A 21,107-nucleotide genomic window follows, 5' to 3' on the forward strand; every position below is an offset into this window, starting at 1 on the left:
GCAGGACATCGCCGCCGAGCAGTGCGTGCTCGGAGGCATGCTGCTCTCGAAGGACGCCATCGCCGACGTCGTCGAGATCCTCAAGAGCAACGACTTCTACCGGCCGGTGCACGCCACCATCTTCGACGCCATCCTCGAGATCTACGGCCGGGGCGAACCCGCCGACCCGATCACGGTGGCGGCCGCCCTCGCCGACTCCGGCGACCTGGCGCGCGTCGGCGGCGCGCCCTACCTGCACACCCTCATCGCCAGCGTGCCGACCGCGGCCAACGCCGCGTACTACGCGCGGATCGTGAGCGAGCGCGCGATCCTCCGCCGGCTCGTGGAGGCCGGCACGAAGATCGTGCAGCTCGGCTACGGCACGGCGAACGGCGGCAGCCGCGACGTGGACGACATCGTCGACCTCGCCCAGCAGGCCGTCTACGACGTGACCGAGCGCCGGGTCAGCGAGGACTTCGCCGTCCTGGCCGACATGCTCCAGCCGACCCTCGACGAGATCGAGGCGGTGGGCGCACAGGGCGGCGTGATGACCGGTGTGCCGACCGGCTTCACGGACCTGGACCGCCTGCTCAACGGTCTGCACCCGGGGCAGCTGGTGATCGTGGCGGGCCGGCCGGGTCTCGGGAAGGCGCTCGCGCTGGACACCCCTCTCCCGACTCCCGACGGCTGGACCACGATGGGAGAGGTCAAGGTCGGCGACCAGCTGCTGGCGGCGGACGGCACTCCGACGACGGTCACACACGCATTCGACGTCAGGTACGACCGTCCGTGCTACGAGGTCGAGTTCTCGGACGGCACCGTCATCGTGGCGGACGCGGAGCACCTCTGGAAGACGACGACGCGGGCGAGCCGACGGCAGGGCCCAGGGAGGGCACGACGTCACTGGCCCGAGTCGAAGCTGGCCAGGGTCCGAGCGGCGTACGACGCGGCGCTCGACGCCGACGGCGATCAGGCGATCACGTTCGCTCAGGCGCTCGACCGGGTCGGTCCGGAGTTCCGGCACGTCCTGCGCACCGCCGCCACAGGGGTGGGCTCCATCGGCAGGGTCAGCCGGCCGGTCATCCGCTCCGGCACGGTGCGGAACTGGACGGCACCCGGATACCCCGAGCGTCCGCTGTTGGCCGCCGTGCTCGAACGGACCGAGCACCACGTGAGCGCGGGCACCCGGGCTGGCCACGACGGCGTCGTCACCACCGCCGAGATCGCCGCCACGCTGCGCACCGACACCGCGGACCGGCGGCTCAACCACGCTGTCCGCAACTGCGCACCGCTGCAACTGCCGGAGCGGGACCTGCCGGTGCCGCCGTACACACTCGGGGTCTGGCTCGGTGACGGGCACACGGGCGCGAGCCGGTTCACCACAGCTGACCCGGAGTTGGTCGCGTACGTGGAGGCGGACGGTTTCACCGTCCGTCCCAGCGGGCCGATGGTCTACACCATCCTGCCGCCCGAGCCGATCACTCCGTCGGCGGCCGGGCGCTGCGTGGACTGCGGTCGCTCCACGCGAGCGTTGCGGGAGAACCGGGCGACACGACGGTGCACAGAGTGTCACGCCCGCAACGGTTCGCTGGTCGGTCTGCTCCGCCAGGCTGGGGTCGCCGACGAGAAGCACATTCCCGCGGTGTACCTACGCGCGTCCGAGGCTCAACGCCGGGCGCTGCTCGCGGGGTTGATGGACACCGACGGAACGGTCGCGCCCACCGGCAACCTGCAGTACACGTCAACCTCCGAGCGACTTGCCAACGACGTACGCGAACTGGTGGTCAGCCTCGGCTACCGCTGTACGGTCACCACGAAGCCGGTGCGGGGGCGGACGGCGAGGTCGTCCACGGCCTACACGCTGAACTTCTCCACGCCGGACCCTGTCTTCCGCCTCGAGCGGAAGCGGGCCGCACACCGTGCACGCCGGCGAACGACGTCTGACGTCCGAACGGCCTCCCGGTTCATCGTCGACGTGCGTCCGGTGCCGAGCGTGCCGGTCCGGTGCGTCACCGTCGACAACCCCGAGCACCTCTACCTGGCCAGTCGCGCGATGATCCCCACCCACAACAGCACGGTGAGCATGGACTTCGCGCGGAACGCGGCGATCCGCGCCAACCAGGCCTCCGCCATCTTCTCCCTGGAGATGAGCAAGGTCGAGATCGTCATGCGTCTGCTCTCGGCCGAGGCGCGGGTCCCGCTGCACGTACTCCGCAGCGGGCAGCTCTCCGACGACGACTGGACGAAGCTGGCCCGCTGCATGGGTGAGATCAGCGAGGCGCCGCTCTTCGTCGACGACACGCCAAGCATGAACCTCATGGAGATCCGGGCGAAGGCGCGCCGGCTCAAGCAGCGGCACGACCTCAAGCTGGTCGTCGTGGACTACCTCCAGCTGATGACCTCGCCGAAGCGCACCGAGAGCCGCCAGCAGGAGGTCGCGGACCTGTCCCGTGGTCTCAAGCTGCTGGCCAAGGAGATCGAGTGCCCGGTGATCGCGGTCAGCCAGCTGAACCGCGGGCCCGAGCAGCGTACGGACAAGCGGCCACAATTGTCTGACCTGCGTGAGTCGGGCTGCCTTACGGCGGAGACGAGGGTGCTGCGTGCTGACAACAACACCGAGGTGACGCTCGGTGAACTACTTGCCAGCGGAGCGAGGGACGTCCCGGTGTGGGCGCTGGACGAGGGGCTGCGTTACACCCCGCGCACGATGACCCATGCCTTCCCCAGCGGTAGGCGCGAGGTCTTCCGGATGACGCTCGCCTCGGGCAAGTGGATCGACGCCACGGCCAATCACCCGTTCCTCACGTTCGCCGGCTGGATGCCTCTGGGGGATCTTGCGCCCGGTGCCAGGATCGCCACACCCCGTCACGTGCCGCCCCCACTGGCTGTCCGGCCGTGGGCGGCGCCGGAGGTCGTGCTGCTGGCGCACCTGCTGGGCGATGGTTCCTTCGTACGGCGACAACCGATCCGGTACGCCAGCCGCGACGAAGCGAACCTCATGGCGGTGACGGAGGCTGCCAAGCACTTCGGAGTTTCGGCGGTACGCGACGAGTACGAGGCTGCGCGGGTGGTCACGCTACGGCTGCCCGCCCCCTATCGGCTCGCCCGGGGTCGCCGAAACCCGATCGCCGAGTGGTTGGACGGCTTGGGGCTCTTCGGTCTCCGCTCACATGAGAAGTTCGTTCCGGCGCCCGTCTTCGCTCTGCCGAAGGAGCAGATCACGCTGTTCCTGCGGCATCTGTGGGCGACCGATGGTTCGGTCCATGTCAACAAGTCGGGGCGCGGTGGGCGAATCTACTACTCGTCCACGAGCCGACGGATGCTGGAGGATGTCTCCCGGCTTCTGTTGAGGTACGGCATCACGGGCCGGCTCAAGACCGTGTGCACGGCCAACCACCGCACGCAGTACACGCTCGACATTTCGGGGCGGGACGACCAGCTGCGGTTCCTGCGGGAGGTCGGAGTGCACGGGGACCGGGCGAGGAACTGTACGGAACTCCTCGCCTCGCTCGAGGGCATGAAGAGCAACCCCAACGTCGACACCGTGCCACGCGAGGTGTGGACCAGGGTCCGGGAGGTTCTGGCAGAGCGTCGCATGAGCCATCGCGAGTTCGCGGCGGCCGTCGACACCCAGTTCTGCGGGAGCGCGCTGTGGAAACACGCTCCGAGTCGGTCGAGGCTGGCCAAGATCGCAGCTGTCCTCGATGAGGCCGATCTTGAGCTGCATGCGACGAACGACATCTTCTGGGACGAGATCGTGTCGATCGAATCGCTTGGCGAGCAGGAAGTCTTCGACGCCACCGTTCTCGGGACACACAATTTCATCGCGAACGGCATCGCCACCCACAACTCGATCGAGCAGGACGCCGACGTCGTCATCCTCCTTCACCGCGACGACTACTACGACAAGGAGTCCCCGCGCGCCGGGGAGGCGGACTTCATCGTCGCCAAGCACCGGAACGGCCCGACCGACACCATCACGGTCGCCGCGCAGCTGCACCTGTCCCGCTTCGTCGACATGGCGGTCGTCTGAGCGCCACGGCGGAACGGCGACCGGCCGGGTGGCGGCCGAGGAGGCTCAGCCGAGCAGCGGGAACCAGCCCGCCGCCTCGCCCAGTTCCCGCCGGTCCCGGTCGGTGAGCGGGAGCCGGCCGGCGGCCTTGAGCAGGAACTCGTGGTCGTCCCAGCCCGACGGGCGTACGGCGTCGTCGCTGAGCAGGCCGTCGGCGGTGGCCGTCGCGACGCGGGTGGCCAGCGGGCCGGGGCGCGGCGCGTCGGGCAGGTCCACCACGAGGTCGAGATGGTGGATGACCGCCTCGGTGGTCAGGGTGGCCAGGAAGTCGGGTACCCGCAGCACGTGACCCTGGGTGGCCACGAAGCCGCCGGGATCGCTCGCCGTGGCCGCCCGTACGGCGGCCGGGGCCGTGTCGCACCAGATCCGCACGACCCCGGAGGGGCTGTCGAAGGCGGCGGCGGACCGGCGGACCCAGCGGGCGTGCCGGGCGGCGCCGTCGCCATCGGTCGGTTCGGCACGCCAGTAGCTGACGTCGTCCACATCGGCCGGGCCGGCGGCGGGGGTCGCCAGCGTCACGAGGGCCCGTTGCGCGTCACAGAGCAGGTGGAACAGCAGGTCGTAGACGAGCCAGCCCCGGCACCGGGTCGGTCGTTGCAGGTCGGCGTCGGTCAGGCCGGCGACCGCGGCGGTGACGCCCTCGTACGCCTCGGCCATCGCCTCGTGCTGTGCGACTGCGGTCATGGGATGCAGCTTTGCACGGCCCGGACGCGGCGGCACGACCCCGCGCGCCCCGACGCTGCACGGGGCCCGTGGGCACGGCGCGACGCCCGGACACGACCGGCCCGGCGCGCGACGCCAAGGCCCCGGCGGGGCCGCCGGCACGGCGGGACGCCAGGACCCGACGGACGCGCGCCGTCACCGTACGCCGTGACGGCCGGCCCGGTGGGCGCCGGACCGGCCGTCGGCGTGGTGACGAAGGTCAGCCGAAGAACTCGTCGAGGAAGCTCTTGTGCTTCTTCCGCCGGTAGTGGCCGTGGTAGCCGTGGTGCTGCCCGTGCCCGTAGGCCGGGGCCGGCGGGTAGCCGTGCGCGGGCGGCGGCGGAGGCGGCACGGCACCGTAGCCCGGCTGGTGCGGGGCGGCCGCCGGGGGCGGCGGAGGCGGCGGGAAGCCGCCCGGCTGGTGGGCTGGCTGACCCGCGGGAGCGGCGGCGGTGGCCTGCTGGCGGTTCCAGTTCGCCTCCGCCTCGAACAGCTTCTCCAGCTCGCCGCGGTCGAGGAAGATCCCCCGGCACTCGCTGCACTGGTCGATGACGACGCCGCTGCGTTCGTACTGGCGCATTTCTCCGTGGCACTTGGGACAGGTGAGGCTCATCACCCGACGGTACCCGGTCGGGTCACGCCGTCGCCGTCAACGTGTCCGTGACCTCCTCGTCGGTGACCTCGTGGAAGTCCTCGTAGTAGGCGCTCACCGCGATGAACTCCACCGGGTGCTGCGCGCAGATCACCTGGTCCGCCTCGGCGCTCAGCATCTCGTACGCCTCCTGCGAGCCGACGGGCACCGCGACCACGACCCGGCGCGCGCCGAGCTGGCGGGCGACCTCGACGGCGGCCCGTGCGGTGGCGCCGGTGGCGAGGCCGTCGTCGACGATGACGGCGGTGCGGCCGGTCAGGTCCAGCGGCGGCCGTCCCGCCCGGTAGAGCTGTTCGCGGCGGTCGAGTTCCGCCTGCTCGCGACGGACGGTGTCGGCGATGTCGTCGGCGTCGAGGCGGCTGGCCACGTGCTCGTTGAGCACCTGCACCCCTCCGGGGCCCAGTGCGCCGAACGCGACCTCGCGGGCCCAGGGCATGCCGAGCTTCCGGATGACCAGGACGTCCAGCGGTGCCGACAGCCGTTCGGCGACCACCTGGGCCACCGGTACGCCGCCGCGCACCAGGCCGAGAACGATGACGTCCGGGTCGCCGATCAGTCCCGTGAGCCGGTCGGCGAGCATCCGGCCCGCCTCGGCACGGTCGCGGTAGGTCGTCATGCCTCAGGTCTACGCCCTGCCGCGCGCCACCGCTCGCGAGTTGCCGGAAAGAGCCGGATCCGTGGCGGCTTGCTCGGGGTCGTGCAGGGCCGGGGCGAGGGCCAGCAGGGCGAGCGGGTAGAGCAGGTACCCGAAGCGGGTCGAGGGCATCAGCGCGATCGCGGCGAGCAGCCCGTACCCGCAGATCAGCGCGGTGGTGGCGGCGGTGCGCGGCGGGCGGAGGGCGAGCCGGACGGCGATGGCCGCGCCCGCCGCGACGAGCAGTCCGGCGGCGATCAGCCGGCCGCCGGGCAGCCCGGTCGCGATGAGGTGCCCGGGGAAGGGCGACTGGGCCGGGCTGGTGACGAGCCCGTGGCCGAGCGGGAAGCGGAGCACGTTCTCGACCAGGGCGTCCCGGTCGACCAGCAGGGCGGGCAGCAGGGCGGCCACGGGCAGCCCAACGGCGCCGGCGGCCACGCGGACGCCGGCCCGCCGGGTGGCGCCCCAGATGATCAGGACGAGGGCGACCGGCCAGGCGAAGAGCTTGAGCGCGCCGGCGAGGCCGACGGCCACCCCGGCGCGGCCGGGCCGGCCGGTGGCGGCGAGCGCGAGGGCCAGCAGGCAGAGCGCGAGGACGGGAAGGTCGTCGCCGCCGGTGGCCAGGGTCAGGGCGCAGATCGGCAGTACGGTGGCGGCCTGCACGGCACGGAGGAGGGCGGGCGTCCGGTGCCGGTCGGCGGTGGCGTCCGTGCGCGGGGCGGTGGCGTCGGTGCGGAGGGCGGCGACGGCGAGGGCGAGGGCCAGCGCGGTGCCGAGCGCGAACCAGACCCGCGCGTCGGTCCACCATCCGTCGGCGGCCGCCCGGGGCAGCCCGAAGAGGGCCATGCCCGGCTGGTAGGGGGTGTAGCCGAGCAGCCGTTCGTCGGCGGGCAGGGCGGCGATGGCGTCGTGGCCGAGGTACGGGGTGCCGTGGTCGACGAGCCGGGCGCCGGCCTGCTCGACGACGAGCACCTCCTCCTGTGCCCGGTCGGTGCGGCCGGCCGCCCGTTCGACGCTCTGGAGCACGAGCGGCAGCAGCGCCGTGGTCACCCAGGTGACGAGGGTGACCGCCCAGCGGGCCGGCAGCGAGACGAGCGGCGAGCCCGGGTCGTGGCGGCGGACGAGCAGTTGCGCGGTGGCGGCGAGCGCGGCGACGAGGTAGCCGATCGCCGCCGTGCCGCCCCAGGCCCGGTGCGGCAGCAGCGTCGAGGTGGCGGCGGTGAGCGCGGCGAAGCCCGCGGACCCGGCGTACAGGGCGAGGTCGAGGGCGAGGCCGCCGGCGGCGGAGTCGAGGGCCCGCCAGCCCCGGCGGCGGGCGGTCGGGGCAGCGGCGGTCACGCGGGCAAGTGTGTCAGACGGCCGCCGTGCCCTGGGTACGCGTGCGGGTCAGGCGGGGAGGTGGGGGCGCTGCTCCCGGCCGCGACCGGCGGTGCGGCGTCCGGGGGCGAGGCGGATGACGGCGCCGGAATCGTGCAGCGGGGCGGCCAGCAGGCCGGGGCTGCCGCCGGCGCCGCGGTGCAGCGCCGCGAGGAGCGTGCCGACGGGCATCGGCCGGGCGAACAGGTGTCCCTGGCCGCTGGCGCAGCCCTGCTCCCAGAGCGCCCGCCGCTGCGGCTCGCTCTCCACCCCCTCGGCCACGACGGTCAGGTCGAGGCTGCGGCCGAGGTCCAGGGTGGAGCGGATGACGGCGGCGGCCTCGGCGGAACTCTCCATGGCGGTTACGAAGCTGCGATCGATCTTCAGCTCGTGGACGGGGATCCGGGAGAGCAGGCTCAGCGACGAGTACCCGGTGCCGAAGTCGTCGAGGGCGAGGCGTACGCCCTCGTCGCGGAGCCGGCTGAGCACCCGGTCCACGACGTCGAGCTGGCTGAGGGTGAGGGTCTCGGTGAGTTCGAGCACCAGCCGGTCCGGGGGCAGGTCGTGGGCGCGGAGCCGGGCGAGCACGGAGCCGGGGAAGCGGGCGTCGAGCAGGCTGCGCGGGGAGACGTTGACGGCCACGGGTACGTCGAAGCCGGCCTCCCGCCAGGTGGTGGCGGCGATGAGCGCCTGGTCGAGGATCGCCTCGGCGAACGCCGGCAGCAGGCCGGACCGCTCGACGGCGTCGAGGAAGCGCAGCGGGTCGATGATCCCGTGGGTGGGGTGGTGCCAGCGGGCGAGCGCCTCGGCGCCGGTGATCTGGCCGGTGCCGAGGTCGACGATGGGCTGGAAGTTCACCGTGAACTCGTGGTCGGCGACCGCGCGGGGCAGGTCCCCGCCGAGGGTGAGCCGGCCGAGGTCGGCGGTGTCCCGGGTCGGCGCGTACGTGGAGATGCGCTGGCCGGCACGCTTGGCCTGGTACATGGCCACGTCGGCGCGGCGGAGCAGTTCCGCCATCCCGCCGCTGGCCGGGGCGGCCGCGATGCCGCCGCTCGCCTCGACGCTGATCCGCATGCCGTCCAGGTCGAACGGCTCGTGCAGCGCGGCGAGCAGGTTCTCCGCCCGGTGCGCGGCGACCGCGGGCGCGGGCAGGCCCCGCAGGAGTACGGCGAACTCGTCACCGCCCAGCCGGGCCACCAGGTCGTTGCCGTGGGCGGCGCCGCGCAGCCGCTCGGCCACCTGCACGAGCACCTGGTCACCGGCGGCGTGCCCGAGCGTGTCGTTGACCTCCTTGAAGTGGTTGAGGTCGATGAGGACCAGCGCGGTCACGCCCTCGGCGTGCCGGGTGCCGAGCTGCGCGGCGCCCTCGTCGAGGAGGTGCCGCCGGTTCGCCAGGCCGGTCAGGGCGTCGTGGGTGGCGGCGTGGGCGTGCTCCTCGGCGACCCGGGCCAGCTCCGCGTACGCCTGGGCGTTGCGGACGGCGGTGCACAGCGCCGAGGCGAACGTGCGCAGCGTGTACCGTTCCCGCTCGGACAGTTCCACGACGCCGCGGAAGCGCAGCCGCAGGACGCCGACGTCGGCGGTCCGGTCGCGCCCTTCCAGCGCGGCGGGGACCACGGTGCCGTCGACGGTGGTGGGCTCGTCGCCAGACCCGTCGTACGTGATGGCGCCGCCGGCGTCGCCGCGTACCGTCCGGCCGCCGTCGCGTAGCGCGATCTCCACCTCGTCGGCGGAGAAGAGTTCGGCGGCCTGGGTGACCGCGGTGCGGAGGACGTCGTCCAGGTCCACGACGTTGAGCGCGTCGGTGGCGCGGGCGAGATGCTGCCACGCCTCCTGTTCGGCGCGTCCCCTGATCCGGGCCGAGTACGCCACGTGCAGGCTGAGCACGAGCGGAGGCACGGCCAGCAGGAGCCGGGGGTCCGCCCGGATGATGAGCAGGATGCAGACGGCCACGACGAAGCGGGCGCCGAACCCGATCAGCCGGAGGTCGAGGTTGCTGCGAAACTGGCGGGCGATGCCGTTGCCCGACGCGAGGGCGATGACCGGCATGGCGAGCAGGTCGTCCAGCAGCGCGGCGACCAGGTACACCGCGCCGAGGACGACGACGATCTGCAGGAACCCCCGCGGTGGCCAGCGGTCACCGAGGAGCAGGATCAGGGCGGTGGCGCCTCCTGCGACGAGCGTGTGCTTCGCGATCCCGAATGCGGTCTTGATGGCGGACAGGCGGGTCAGGAACGACGCGCAGGCGATGCCCACTCCGGTGGAGAGGATCACCCAGGACGCCGGCGCGATCGCGAGCCCGAGGACGATCGCGGTCTCCACCCAGGCGATGGCGAAGGTGGTGGACCGGATCCTCAGCGGCGCCTTGACGACGGCTCCGAGAGCGATCATCAGGGCGAGGGCGCAGATCGTGGAGGCGTCGCGAACCGATCGCGGCGGGTCGTGCCGGAGGGCGACCGCGGCGCTCAGCGCCACGGCGGCGGCCGAGGCCACCAGCACTCCGACCAACACCAGTAGGCGTCGGTCGGTTTCCTGGTGACCATCCGCCGTCCGGCTCACGCATCCTCATCCGTTGCCGACCGTCAGTATCCGACGACCGGCAGCGTACCCCGCGTGTCACGGGCTGGTAAGAGCTCAGGTCCACTCGGTGCTGCGCATGGCAGGTCCTCCTCGCGAATCGCCGGGGTCCCCCGGAAGCTTTCTGCGGCGAGCGTAGGAGAGATAGCAGCGGATACGGAAGCATTTATGTCGGTATGCGCAGAATAAGTCAAGCGAAGGCGGATCTGTTACGTTCTGTCCGCAAGCCTGAGCGGAGCGCGCCTAACCCATTCTCCGAAATCAGAAGCTGTATCGGGGGCGTTGCCGCGCGTTAACAGTGAGTTGCTCCAACAGTGTCGCGCAGGTGGCCGGAACCTTCATCCACGGAACGGTTCATCCGGTCCTCCGCCGAGCTGTATGGAACGGAAGAGCGCAGGTCGGAGACTGTGCGTCGCGCGTACGGACACCCCGAGCGACGTTCCGTTCCCTATGCTCCGAGGCGTGATCATGTGAATACCCAATTGCCGGCAAAGCAGAGGGAACGGTGGAGATTCACGTTCTGGGCGGCCTGGTGGTGCAACTTTCCTCAGGCACGCTGCAGCTGGGAACGCCGAAACAGCGCACAGTTCTTGCGATGCTCGCGACGCATCCGGGACAGCTCGTGACCGTCGCCGAACTCGTGGATGAACTGTGGCCCGAGGAGCCCCCTCGGTCCGCCGTTCCGAACGTGCGTACGTACGCCGCCAATCTGCGGCGGAACTTCGAGACGGTGGACGCCGCCGCGGGCGTTCTCGTGCGCCAGGCGAACGGCTACCGCTTGCGCGTCGAACGGGACCAGGTCGACATCCACTGTTTCGAGACCGAGTACCGGCAGGCCCGCGCCCTGTTCGACGAGGGCCTGCTCGATCGGGCCACGGAGGTGCTGGAACGGGCGGTGGGACGGTGGCGGGGACCGATGCTCGCCGGCGTGCCGCTCGGACCCGTGCTGGCCGCACGGACGGCCGCCGCCGAGGACGAACGGCTCCAGGCCACGGAGCTGCTGGCCGACGCGTGGGTACGGACGGGGCGGCAGGAACGGGCCGTGCCCGTCCTCCGCGAGCTGCTCGCTCTCCACCCGCTGCGGGAGTCCGCCCACCTGCTCCTCATGCGCGCGCTCCACCAGCGCGGCGACCGCGCGGGGGCGGTCGCCGCGTACGAGAGTGCGCGTGCGGCGCTCCGTCGTGAGCTCGGCATCGAGCCCGCCGCGGAACTGCGGCTCCTGCGGCGCGCCATCGACGACGCGGACGAGACGTCCCGCGCCGACGTCGCGGCACCCCGGCAGCGCAGACCCACGAGCGGCAACGCCGGGGCGCCCCGGGCGGAGGGCGCGCGGGCCGGAGGCGGCGGCTGGCTACCGCGACCGGTCACCGACTTCGTGGGCCGCGACGGTGCCATCGAGCGGCTGCTCGCCGAGACGGCGAGGGTGGAGGCGTCCACGTCCGTCGTGCACGTGATCGACGGGATGGCCGGCAGCGGCAAGACGACGCTCGCCGTGCACGTGGCCCGCCGGCTCGCCGACCGCTACCCGGACGCCCCGCTCTTCATCGACCTGCGCGGACACGGCGGCGAGAAGCCGATCGACCCGAGCAGCGCGCTCGCCACCCTGCTCCGGCAGCTCGGCGTGCCCAATCCGCAGATCCCCGCGGAGCTGGCGGACCGGGTGGAGCTGTGGCGACGGGAACTGGCTCGCCGCCGCTGTGTGGTCGTCCTCGACAACGCCGCCGGTGGGGAGCAGGTCCGTCCGCTGCTCCCGACGCTGCCGGGCACGGTGGTCATCGTGACCTCGCGCCGACGCCTCGCCGGCCTCGACGTGGGACCACCCGAGTCCCTGCCGGTCATGACGACCGAGGAAGGGCTCGCACTGCTCGCGCGGACCGCCGGTCGGGACCGGGTGGACGCCGAGCCGGACGCCGCCCGCGAGGTCGTCCGCCGCTGCGGCCACCTGCCGCTGGCGATCCGGCTGGCCGGTTCCCGGCTGACCCGGCGTCCCAGCTGGAGCCTCACCCATCTCGCGCGGCTGCTCGGTGACGACGCCAGCGCGCTCGGGCAGCTGTCCGAGGCCGACCGCTCGCTGGCCGGTGTCTTCGCGACGTCCTACGACCCGCTGAGCACGGCCGCGAAGCGGCTGTTCCGGCTGTTCAGCCTGCATCCCGGGAACCGGGTCACCGCCGCCATGGCGGCGGCGCTGGCCGGGCTGTCGCTCGACGCCGCCGACCGGGCCCTCGACGAACTGGTCGACGGGCACCTGGTCGACGAGGTGGAGACCGGCCGCTACCGCATGCACGACCTGCTCCGGCAGTACTCGTCGGAGCTGTCGGCGCGCGTCGACCCGGCGGAGGAGCGACGGTCGGCCCTGCGCGAACTGCTCGACTTCGTGCTGCACGCGTCGCTGCGGCCGGCCGAGCTGCTCGAACCCGACTTCATCCGGGCGCAGGTGTCGCCACCGCCCCCGCGCCGTCCCGACCTCCTCGACGCGGTCGGAACCCCGCCGGTGGAGTGGTTGGAGCGGGAGCGGGCGGAACTGGTCGCGCTCGTCGTCCGCGCCCGGGAGAGCGGTCACCACGCCCACGCCTGGCGTCTGGCGCGCGTCCTCTGGCGGTTCTGCTACATGCGCGCGTACTTCGACGACATCCTCCTCACCCACCGGCACGGGCTCGCGGCGGCCGAGGCCGCGGGTGAGGCGCCCGCCGTCGCCTGCATGAACAACTACATGGCCTCCGCATACGTCCGGACCGGCGACTACGCGGCGGCCCTCGCCCACGTGAGTCGGGCCGTCGCGATCTGCGAACGCATCGGGGACCGGCAGAACCTGTTCCGCTACCGCGCCAACCTCCTGGTGGTCTACCTGTTCCGCGGCGACGTCCAGGAGGCGGTGGCGGTCGGTCTGGAGAGCCTGCGGGACTCGCGGGCCAGTGGACACGACATCACCATCGGCCTGCCGAACATCGGCCTGGCCCTCGCGGCGTGCGGCCGCTACGAAGACGCTCTCCGGATCCACCGCCTGCACCTGCACTGGGCCCGGATCGGCCGGGACTACTTCCACATCCAGAACGCCCTGGCCCACATCGGCGGGGTGAAGGTGCGTCTGGGCCGGCACCACCAGGCGATCCGGTTGCTGCGGGCGTCGCTCGCGCTGCGGGACCGGACCGGGCACCGGTACGCCGAGGCGGAGGTCCGCATCGACCTGGGCGCCGCGTACCGGGCGCTCGGCCGGCTGGCCGAGGCGGAGCGGGAGCACGAACTCGCCCTCGTCCTGGCGACCGACTCCGGTGAACGCCACGTCGAGGCGGCCGCGTTGAACGGGCTGGGGCGGACGCTCGCGGCCGCCGGCCGGGACGACGAGGCCGCCGAGCGGTACCGGGCCGCGCTGCGACTGGCCACCCGGATCCGGTCGCCGTACGAGCAGGGGCGCGCGCTGGCGGGGCTCGCGGCGCACTTCGCGCGTACGGACCCGGTGGAGGCACGCCGGCACGGCGAGCGGGCGCTGGCCATCTTCCGGTGGATGGGTGTGCCGGAACGCCGCGAGGTGGAGCGCTGCCTTGCCGAGCTGGCCGCTGCGCCGGCGGCGGTCGAGCCGGCCCCCGTACCGGGTGCCGCCGAGCCGCCGGATCCGCGCTGACCTGCGGCGGCGGGCTTATCGAATTCTTATCGGCGGCGTCGATAGGGTCTGCCGCGTTCGGTGAACGGGGGAGGTTCTGGCGTGCGTTCAGAACCGGGTCGCCGAAACGCCCGCCGCCCGGGTCCCCCCAGCGACTGAGCGGCGGGTCACGAGGGAGGGGCGGCGCCTGCCGTGCGGCCGCGCGGACAGCACCTTCGCGCGGTGCGCACCGGTGCCGCTCCTCCCCACCCGGGGCCTCCTGGCGGCCCCGTTCCGTCCCCGCCGGAGGGTAGGCTCGCGGCCGTGACCGAATCCGCGCAGCTGACCGGCCCCGCGCAGCTCAGCCACGTCGACGCCGCGGGCGCCGCACGCATGGTCGACGTCTCGGCCAAGGCCGTGACCGGGCGGTCGGCGGTCGCCGCCGGCCGGCTGCGCACCACCGCCGAGGTCGTCGAGCTGCTGCGCCGCGACGGCCTGCCGAAGGGTGACGCGCTGGCCGTCGGGCGGCTCGCCGGCATCATGGGCGCGAAACGCACGCCCGACCTGATCCCGCTCTGCCACCCGATCGCGCTGCACGGCGTGACCGTGGAACTCGAACCCACGGTCGACACCGTCGAGATCACCGCGACGGTGCGCACCGCCGACCGGACAGGCGTCGAGATGGAGGCCCTGACCGCTGTCGCGGTCGCCGGCCTCGCCCTGATCGACATGGTCAAGGCGGTCGACCCGGCGGCGTCCGTGGAGGCGGTTCGCGTGCTGCGCAAGGAGGGCGGCAAGACCGGCGAGTGGGTCCGTCCGGAGGACCGGCCGTGATCCGGGCACGGGTCATCGTGGCGTCCAACCGGGCCGCCGCCGGGGTCTACGCCGACACGAGCGGCCCGCTGCTCGTGGCCGGCCTGCGCGACCTGGGCTGCGAGGTCGACGAGCCCGTGGTCGTGCCCGACGGCGAACCCGTGGGCACAGCGTTGCGGGCCGCCCTCGCCGACGGGGTCGACGTCGTGCTGACCAGCGGCGGCACCGGGATCACCCCGTCCGACCGGACGCCCGACGTGACCCGGGAACTGCTCGACTACGAGATCCCCGGCATCGCGGAGGCGATCCGCGCCCACAGTCGTGACCGCGTCCCCACGTCGGCGCTCTCCCGAGGGCTGGCCGGCGTGGCCGGGCGGATGCTCGTCGTCAACCTGCCCGGCTCGACCGGCGGCGCCCGCGACGGCCTGGCCGTGCTCGGGCCGATCCTCACGCACGCCGTCGACCAGCTACGCGGCGGCGACCACCCCACCAGCCCCCAACCCGGCCCCCACGGCGCCGGCTCCCGGTGATCATGAGGTTGTCGCCGCGACACGCCGATGCGCGTGACGACAACGTCATGATCGACGCAGTGGGACGTGCGGGCCGGTGGGCGCCGGGCAGCACCGTCGGCCGGCGCCCGCGCCGGGGAGGTTCGGCGTGGTCACTGGCCCGGCACGGTGTCCGCCCTCCGGATAGGCTCGTCCGGTGAGCACGGAAACCGCAGCGGCGGCCGCGCGGACCGCCGCATCCGCGCCGGCCGACTGGGCACAGGCGCGCTCCGACGCGTACGCGGCCGGTCTCGCCGCCGCGCTTCCGGTGGCCGGACGGCCGCTCGTCGAGACCGACGGGCTGACCCTCGCCGAGCCGCTGACCACGCGCACCGATCTGCCGGCCTTCCCCACGTCCAGCGTGGACGGCTGGGCCGTACGCGGCTCCGGGCCCTGGCGGGTCGTCGGCCGTGTGCTCGCCGGCGGCACACCGCCGCCGCTCACGGAGGACGGCACGACCGTCGAGATCGCCACCGGCGCGATGGTGCCGGACGGCGCCACGGTGGTGCTGCGGATCGAGGAGTCCGACCGGACGCCGGACGGCCTGGTCAGCGGCACGCCCCGCAGCACGCCGGAGTGGCGGAGGCCGGGCGAGGAGGCGTACGCCGGTGAGGAGCTGCTTCCCGCCGGCACGCCGGTGGACCCGGCGGTGATCGGCCTGGCCGCCTCCTGCGGGCACGACACGCTGCGGGTCCGGCGTGCGCCGCGCGCCGCGCTGCTGGTCTTCGGCGACGAACTCCTGACCGCCGGCCCGCCCGGCGCGGGCCGGGTGCGCGACGCGCTCGGCCCGGCGCTGCCGTCCTGGCTGCGCCGCTACGGCTGCGAGATCACGCCCGCCGACGTGGTGGGCCCGGTGGCCGACACGCTTCCCGCCCACGTGTCGGCGCTGCGCACGGCGCTGGCGCGGGCCGACCTCGTGTGCACGACCGGCGGCACCATGCACGGCCCGGTCGACCACCTGCACCCCGCGCTGGCCGAGCTGGGCGCCGAGTACGTCGTCAACACGGTGGCCGTCCGGCCGGGCTTCCCCATGCTGCTCGCCCGCCTGACCGGGCCCGACGGGCGGGTCCGTTTCGTGGCCGGCCTGCCGGGCAACCCGCAGTCGGCCATCGTCGCGTTGGTCTCCCTCGTGGCGCCGCTGCTCGCCGGTCTCCAGGGCCGCCCGATGCCGGCGCTGCCGCACGCCACGCTGGCCGAGCCGGTGGCCGGACGCGGCGACTACACCCACCTCGCGCTGGTCCGGCTGGACCGGGCCGCCGGCAGCGCCCACCCGGTGCGACACGTCGGCTCGGCCATGCTGCGCGGGCTCGCCGGCGCGGACGGCTTCGCGGTGATCGCTCCGGGGACCACCGGCGAGCCGGGTGCCCGCGTGCCGGTCGTACCCCTGCCGCTGCTGCCCGGGGAGCGTGCCTCGTGACCGCACCGACCCTCGCGTACGGCGAGGTCACCGACCAGCCGCTCGACCTCGCCGCGCACGAGGCGGCCGTCGCCGACCCGCGCGCCGGCGCCGTGGTCTCCTTCCAGGGCGTGGTCCGCGACCACGACCACGGCCGGGCCGTGACCAGCCTGGAGTACGAGGGACACCCGAGCGCCGAGCGCATCCTGCGGGAGGTCGCCGCGGAGATCGCCGCCGACCCCGAGGTGTACGCCGTCGCCGTGTCGCACCGGATCGGTCCCCTCGCCATCGGCGACGTGGCGCTGGTCGCCGCGGTGAGCACCGCCCACCGGGCCGCCGCGTTCGCCGCCTGCGCCCGCCTCGTCGACGAGGTGAAGGCGCGGCTGCCGATCTGGAAGCGGCAGGTCTTCGCCGACGGCACCGAGGAGTGGGTCAACTGCCCCTGACGGGGCGCGCCGGCGGCGGCCGGTCAGCGGCGGGCGCCCACGACGACCCGGCTCATCCGGTCGGTGTAGAAGACCGGTTCGGCGCCCGGCCGCCAGGGCAGCGCGGCGACCAGGACGATGAGGGCCACCGCCAGCGAGTTCTCCATGAGCGCGCCGAAGAGGCCGTCCTGGTAGTGGGACACCTCCGGCAGCTGGTGCTCGTACGGCCAGATCGGCGAGACAAGGAAGAGCAGGTAGAGCCCGATGGCGGCGACGCCGTGGCGTAGCCCGGTCAGCGTCGGGTACCAGATCGGAGGGCGCAGCCCGTTCACGCCGGGCAGCGCGCCGTTGGTGGCGGCCTGCCCGGCGCGGTGCGCCAGCCCCCGGCTCGCCTCGCGGCGGCGTACGGCCGCGTCGGCCAGGATGATGATCGCCGGCACCACGAAGACGAGGTGGTGCGTCCAGGAGATCGGGCTGATCACGTTGGCGGTGAGCCCGACCAGCGTGAACGCGGTCAGCTCGTCACCGTCGGCGTGCGCGTTGGAGGCGCGCGACAACCCGAGCGCGAGGATCAGCACGGAGAACGAGAACCAGAGCAGGCCCGGCGTCTCGATCGAGTCGTAGAGGCGGGCCAGCAGCCCGGCCAGGGACTGGTTCGGCGTCATGTCGGCCGCGCCGACCCGCTCGGTCTGCCACAGCACGCTGCCGAAGTACGTGCGGGACTCGGCGCCCACGATCGCGAAGGTGCCGATCGTGACCCCGATCGTGGTGGCGATCGCCGTGGTGGCCGCCCGCCACTGCCGGGTGATCATCAGGTAGACGATGAAGAGGGCCGGCGTGAGCTTCACGGCGGTGGCCAGCCCGATGCCGGCGCCCGCCCAGGCGCCGCTGTAGACGAAGCGCAGCAGCGGGCCGTCCTCGTCGGAGACGTGCGTGCCACGGCGGGAGCGCCAGCGCAGGCCGATGAGGTCGGCCATCACCAGCGCGAAGAGCAGCAGGTTGACCTGGCCGTAGCCGAGGGTCTCCCGGCCCGGTTCGATGGCGGCGGCGAGCGGCACGGCGAGCGCGACCGTGAACCACAGGGGCCAGCCGAGCCGGTCCACGATCGGGCGGAGCAGGCCGGCGAGCACGATGGCCAGGGCGCCGAGGCTGGCCAGCGCGTTGACCATGCCGGCGGCCTCCACGGGCAGGTGCGCCATCGGCAGCATCACCAGGCCGGCGAACGGCGGGTAGGTGAACCCGAGGGTGGTGTCGGGGGCGACGAACTCGTAGAGCTCGTGTCCGGTCGCCCACCACACCACGGCGCCGTGGTAGATCTTCATGTCGAAGAAGGTGTACGGGCGGCCGAAGGCCTTCACGGCGAGCCACGCGGCGTACGCGACGGCCACGACGACGCCGATCCGTACGACCGTCCTGCGATCGATCCCGCTCGTCACGCGTCGGACGGTGGCGAGGCGGTCCGCCCGTCTCCCGACGGTCGCCGGCATGGCGTGGCCACCCCCGTACCAAGCTCGTCCTACCCGTCCAGGTCCCGCACGGAGCCTAGAACGGCGCCTCACGTTGATGCCTCCCGCGTTATGCGACCGTGTCCGATCCCACACATGTTTTTGACATTTCCACCGCGTTAACGCCTACCGGGCGGTTCAGGTGATTCGCGGTGTTGAGCGGGGGGTGGAACTCGTGAGGGGGGTATCGACGCAGGTCAGCCGGGGAAACGGCGCGCGGTGCTCGTGGCGCGGGCGGCGGCGAGCCGTGCCTCCCGGCGCGCCGTGCGGACGGCCCGCTTCATGGACCGTCGCGAGTGGTCCACGCGGTGCCCCGCACGCCAGCGCAGCCCGGGCTTGCCCTGCGTGTCGACGGCCGCGAGCAGGAGTCCGCCGAGGAGCCCCAGGTTCTTCAGGAAGTGCACCTGGTTGTTGTTGCGGGCCGCGGGGTCGTCGTTGTTCCAGAAGGGATGCCCGGCGATCGTCGTCGGCACGAGCGTCCCGGCCAGCAGGAGCGCCGCCGGCCGGACGAACTTGCCGGTGGCGAACATCAATCCGGCGCCGACCTGCACCGCAGCATTGGCTCGGATCAACGTCTCGGTGTCGGTCGGGAGGCGCGGGTTGGCCCGCTCGATCAGAGGCGTCACCCGATCGGTGACCGGTTTGGCGGCCGGCACCAGCCGCCCCGGGTTCATGAAGTTGCGGTACCCGCTGACCACGAAGATGCCGCTCAGCATGGCGCGGGCGAGGGAGCGCACGGGTGTCATGGCTCAGTCATACCCCGTCGCGGCCCCGGCCACCCCGGTATCCACCGAACGGTATCGGCGGGTGTTTACGTCACGCCACGCCGAATCGAGCGACCGTCGCGGATGGACGGGCTCCGGCGGGTAACGTCGCGCGCGTGACCACGCTGCGGCTGCGACCCGAGGACCCGGCCGACACCGGCCCGGTCCGGCGGGTGCTCGCGGCCGCCTTCGCGCGCCCGGACGTGACCACCCCACCCGAGGTGGTGCTGGTCGACGAGCTGCGTGGCTCGGACGCGTGGATCCCCGAACTCGCCATGGTCGCCGAGTACGGCGGCGAGGTGGTCGGATACGCGCTGCTGACCCGCGTACGGGTGAAATCCGAACAGGGAGCGGCGCCGGCGCTGGCCCTCGGCCCGGTGGCGGTGGCGCCGCACCGGCAGCGGGTGGGGCACGGCACGGCCGTGGTGCAGGCGGCCCTCGACGCCGCCACCGAGCTGGGTGAGCGCCTCGTCGTGGTGCTCGGCAGTCCCGCCTACTACCGGCGCTTCGGCTTCGGCCGGGCCGACCGGATGGGCCTGACGAGCCCCTGGTCCGGGCTGGGCGAGCCCTGGCAGGCGCTGGTGCTGCCGCCGGCGACCAGCGACGCCGCCCCGCCGCCGAGGGGCGAGGTCGTCTTCCCGCCGCCCTGGTCCAAGGTCTGACCGGCGGGGCGCGTCGGCCCGCACCGTGCGGCCGTCGCGGCCGGATCAGGCGGGACGGCGCGGCGGGCGGGGGGAGCCGGCGTGGCCGGATCAGGCCGGCTGGGTGCGCAGGTACCGGCCGAAGTGCGGCACGGTGAACGCCACCGTGCCCCGTTCACCCGAGTAGATGAGGCCCTTCTTGATGAGGGCGTCCCGGGCCGGGGAGAGGCTGGCCGGCTTCCGGCCGAGAGCGCGGGCGATCTCCGCGGTGGGCACGGCCGCGTCCATGTCGTCCCGGGCGCCGCCGCCCGCCTCGGCCTCGACGAGCGAGAGCGTGGCCATGGCCCGCATGTACTCCCGCTCGGCCGGGGTGGCGCGCTCGAAGCGGGAGCCGAAGAAGCCGACGGCGAGTTCGGCCTCGGCCTCCGGAGCGGCGACCCGCACGTCCGCCGCCGTGATCGGGGAGCGCGGCGCGTGGTCCCAGGTCGCCTTCCCGTACGCCTGCACGAAGTACGGGTAGCCGCCGGACTTCTCGTAGAGCAGGTCGAGCGCCTTCTGCTCGTACTCGACCTCCTCACGCTCGGCGGGGGCGCAGAGCGCCTGGTCGGCGGCGATCCGGTCGAGGCGGTCGATCCGCTGGTAGCGGAAGAGGCGCTCGGAGTACGACTTCGCGGCGCTCAGCACCGCCGGCAGGTGCGGCAGGCCGGCGCCCACCACGATCAGTGGCGCGCCGAGCTGGGACAGCTCGTGGCAGGCGGCACAGAGCGCGGACACGTCCTCGGCGCCGAGATCCTGCATCTCGTCGATGAAGATGGCGATGCCCGTGCCCACGTCGCTGGCCACGGCGGCGGCGTCGGTCAACAGCTCCACGAGGTCGATCTCGATGTCGCCCGAGTCGGCCCGGCCGCTGCTGGCCGGCACGTCGATACCGGGCTGCCAACGGTCACGCAGTTTCGGCGCGGCCCCACCGCGGCCGGCGGGCGCGGCGCGCAGCGCGAACGCCTTGAGGACGCCGAGGAAGGCGTCGATCCGGTCGGGAGCGCGGTGCCGGGGCGCGAGTTCGCGTACGGCCATGTGCAGGGCGGCGGCGATCGGGCGGCGCAGCGACTGGTCGGGCCGGGCCTCGATCTTGCCGCTGCCCCAGAGCCGGTTGATCGCCTGCGAGCGCAGGGTGTTGAGCAGGACGGTCTTGCCGACACCGCGTAGGCCGGTCAGCATCAGGCTCCGCTCGGGCCGGCCGCGGGCGATGCGTTCCAACACGATGTCGAAGACGTCCAGCTCCCGCCCCCGCCCGGCGAGTTCGGGCGGGCGCTGACCGGCACCCGGGGCGTACGGGTTGCGGACCGGATCCACGCATCGCACAGTATCGGGCCGTCTAGCTGCGGGGCTAGACATGGATAGATGCGGCTACCGCGTGTCGGAATCCTCGACACAAAACTAGGGCTGTCTAGCGTCCACGCTAGACA

General features: G+C 73.3%; 15 protein-coding genes. 7 read left to right on the plus strand and 8 right to left on the minus strand.

Annotation, left to right across the window (positions count from 1 at the left end; genetic code table 11):
- Positions 1-37: 37 nt before the first annotated feature.
- Positions 38-4,012, plus strand: coding sequence for a replicative DNA helicase (locus D7I43_RS11125; RefSeq protein ID WP_420870195.1), 3,975 nt, complete (start codon positions 38-40; stop codon positions 4,010-4,012).
- Positions 4,013-4,057: 45 nt separating this feature from the next.
- Here D7I43_RS11125 and D7I43_RS11130 read toward each other — a convergent pair whose 3' ends face one another.
- The 5 genes from D7I43_RS11130 to D7I43_RS11150 form a co-directional block, all read right to left on the minus strand.
- The gene (locus D7I43_RS11130; protein ID WP_120328346.1) at positions 4,058-4,735 is read right to left on the minus strand and encodes a maleylpyruvate isomerase N-terminal domain-containing protein; all 678 of its coding nucleotides are present in this window, start codon (positions 4,733-4,735) and stop codon (positions 4,058-4,060) included.
- Between the two features lie 238 nt (positions 4,736-4,973).
- Positions 4,974-5,369, minus strand: coding sequence for a TFIIB-type zinc ribbon-containing protein (locus D7I43_RS11135; protein ID WP_120328347.1), 396 nt, complete (start codon positions 5,367-5,369; stop codon positions 4,974-4,976).
- A 19-nt stretch (positions 5,370-5,388) separates the two neighbouring features.
- Positions 5,389-6,021: a phosphoribosyltransferase gene (locus D7I43_RS11140; protein WP_120328348.1), complete on the minus strand. Its 633-nt coding sequence runs from the start codon at positions 6,019-6,021 to the stop codon at positions 5,389-5,391.
- Positions 6,022-6,030: 9 nt separating this feature from the next.
- Positions 6,031-7,377, minus strand: a complete 1,347-nt coding sequence (locus D7I43_RS11145) for a glycosyltransferase 87 family protein (protein WP_120328349.1) — start codon at positions 7,375-7,377, stop codon at positions 6,031-6,033.
- A gap of 48 nt (positions 7,378-7,425) precedes the next feature.
- A complete protein-coding gene (locus tag D7I43_RS11150; protein ID WP_420870194.1) occupies positions 7,426-9,954 on the minus strand; it encodes a putative bifunctional diguanylate cyclase/phosphodiesterase in 2,529 nt (842 codons plus the stop codon).
- 553 nt (positions 9,955-10,507) lie between these two features.
- On the opposite strand from D7I43_RS11150, the gene D7I43_RS11155 reads away from it, so the two are divergent.
- The 5 genes from D7I43_RS11155 (at position 10,508) to D7I43_RS11175 (ending at position 16,752) form a co-directional block, all read left to right on the plus strand.
- Entirely contained in the window at positions 10,508-13,591 is a 3,084-nt protein-coding gene (locus D7I43_RS11155) for an AfsR/SARP family transcriptional regulator (RefSeq protein ID WP_275670831.1), read from the plus strand.
- Positions 13,592-13,891: 300 nt separating this feature from the next.
- Positions 13,892-14,383 (plus strand): cyclic pyranopterin monophosphate synthase MoaC, encoded by a 492-nt coding sequence (gene moaC / locus D7I43_RS11160; protein ID WP_120328394.1) that lies wholly within the window; start codon positions 13,892-13,894, stop codon positions 14,381-14,383.
- The gene (locus D7I43_RS11165) at positions 14,380-14,892 is read left to right on the plus strand and encodes a MogA/MoaB family molybdenum cofactor biosynthesis protein (RefSeq protein ID WP_120328395.1); all 513 of its coding nucleotides are present in this window, start codon (positions 14,380-14,382) and stop codon (positions 14,890-14,892) included. The genes moaC and D7I43_RS11165 overlap by 4 nt, the downstream gene beginning before the upstream one ends.
- A 175-nt stretch (positions 14,893-15,067) precedes the next feature.
- Positions 15,068-16,327, plus strand: coding sequence for a molybdopterin molybdotransferase MoeA (locus D7I43_RS11170; protein WP_120328351.1), 1,260 nt, complete (start codon positions 15,068-15,070; stop codon positions 16,325-16,327).
- Positions 16,324-16,752 (plus strand): molybdenum cofactor biosynthesis protein MoaE, encoded by a 429-nt coding sequence (locus tag D7I43_RS11175; protein ID WP_120328352.1) that lies wholly within the window; start codon positions 16,324-16,326, stop codon positions 16,750-16,752. The genes D7I43_RS11170 and D7I43_RS11175 overlap by 4 nt, the downstream gene beginning before the upstream one ends.
- A 23-nt stretch (positions 16,753-16,775) precedes the next feature.
- Here the strand turns inward: D7I43_RS11175 and D7I43_RS11180 are convergent, their stop codons facing one another.
- Together D7I43_RS11180 and D7I43_RS11185 are read right to left on the minus strand one after the other, a co-directional pair.
- The gene (locus D7I43_RS11180; RefSeq protein ID WP_120328353.1) at positions 16,776-18,218 is read right to left on the minus strand and encodes a glycosyltransferase 87 family protein; all 1,443 of its coding nucleotides are present in this window, start codon (positions 18,216-18,218) and stop codon (positions 16,776-16,778) included.
- A 215-nt stretch (positions 18,219-18,433) separates the two neighbouring features.
- Positions 18,434-18,982 carry a DoxX family protein gene (locus D7I43_RS11185; RefSeq protein WP_120328354.1) on the minus strand — a complete coding sequence of 183 codons (549 nt, stop codon included), beginning with the start codon at positions 18,980-18,982 and terminating at the stop codon, positions 18,434-18,436.
- A gap of 134 nt (positions 18,983-19,116) precedes the next feature.
- Here D7I43_RS11185 and D7I43_RS11190 point away from each other — a divergent pair, with 134 nt between their 5' ends.
- A complete protein-coding gene (locus tag D7I43_RS11190; protein WP_120328355.1) occupies positions 19,117-19,662 on the plus strand; it encodes a GNAT family N-acetyltransferase in 546 nt (181 codons plus the stop codon).
- Between the two features lie 90 nt (positions 19,663-19,752).
- Here the strand turns inward: D7I43_RS11190 and D7I43_RS11195 are convergent, their stop codons facing one another.
- Positions 19,753-20,994, minus strand: coding sequence for an ATP-binding protein (locus D7I43_RS11195; protein WP_120328356.1), 1,242 nt, complete (start codon positions 20,992-20,994; stop codon positions 19,753-19,755).
- Between the last annotated feature and the right edge of the window lie 113 nt (positions 20,995-21,107).

Source organism: Micromonospora globbae, from assembly GCF_003610785.1.
GTDB classification, from domain to species: Bacteria; Actinomycetota; Actinomycetes; order Mycobacteriales; family Micromonosporaceae; genus Micromonospora; species Micromonospora globbae.

Bases quoted from the DNA above. Each gene is read 5' to 3' on its own strand.
- D7I43_RS11125 (WP_420870195.1), top strand. From the start codon at position 38: ATGCTGCTCTCGAAGGACGCCATCGCCGACGTCGTCGAGATCCTCAAG.
- D7I43_RS11130 (WP_120328346.1), bottom strand. From the start codon at position 4,735: ATGACCGCAGTCGCACAGCACGAGGCGATGGCCGAGGCGTACGAGGGC.
- D7I43_RS11140 (WP_120328348.1), bottom strand. From the start codon at position 6,021: ATGACGACCTACCGCGACCGTGCCGAGGCGGGCCGGATGCTCGCCGAC.
- D7I43_RS11180 (WP_120328353.1), bottom strand. From the start codon at position 18,218: ATGCCGGCGACCGTCGGGAGACGGGCGGACCGCCTCGCCACCGTCCGA.
- D7I43_RS11185 (WP_120328354.1), bottom strand. From the start codon at position 18,982: ATGACACCCGTGCGCTCCCTCGCCCGCGCCATGCTGAGCGGCATCTTC.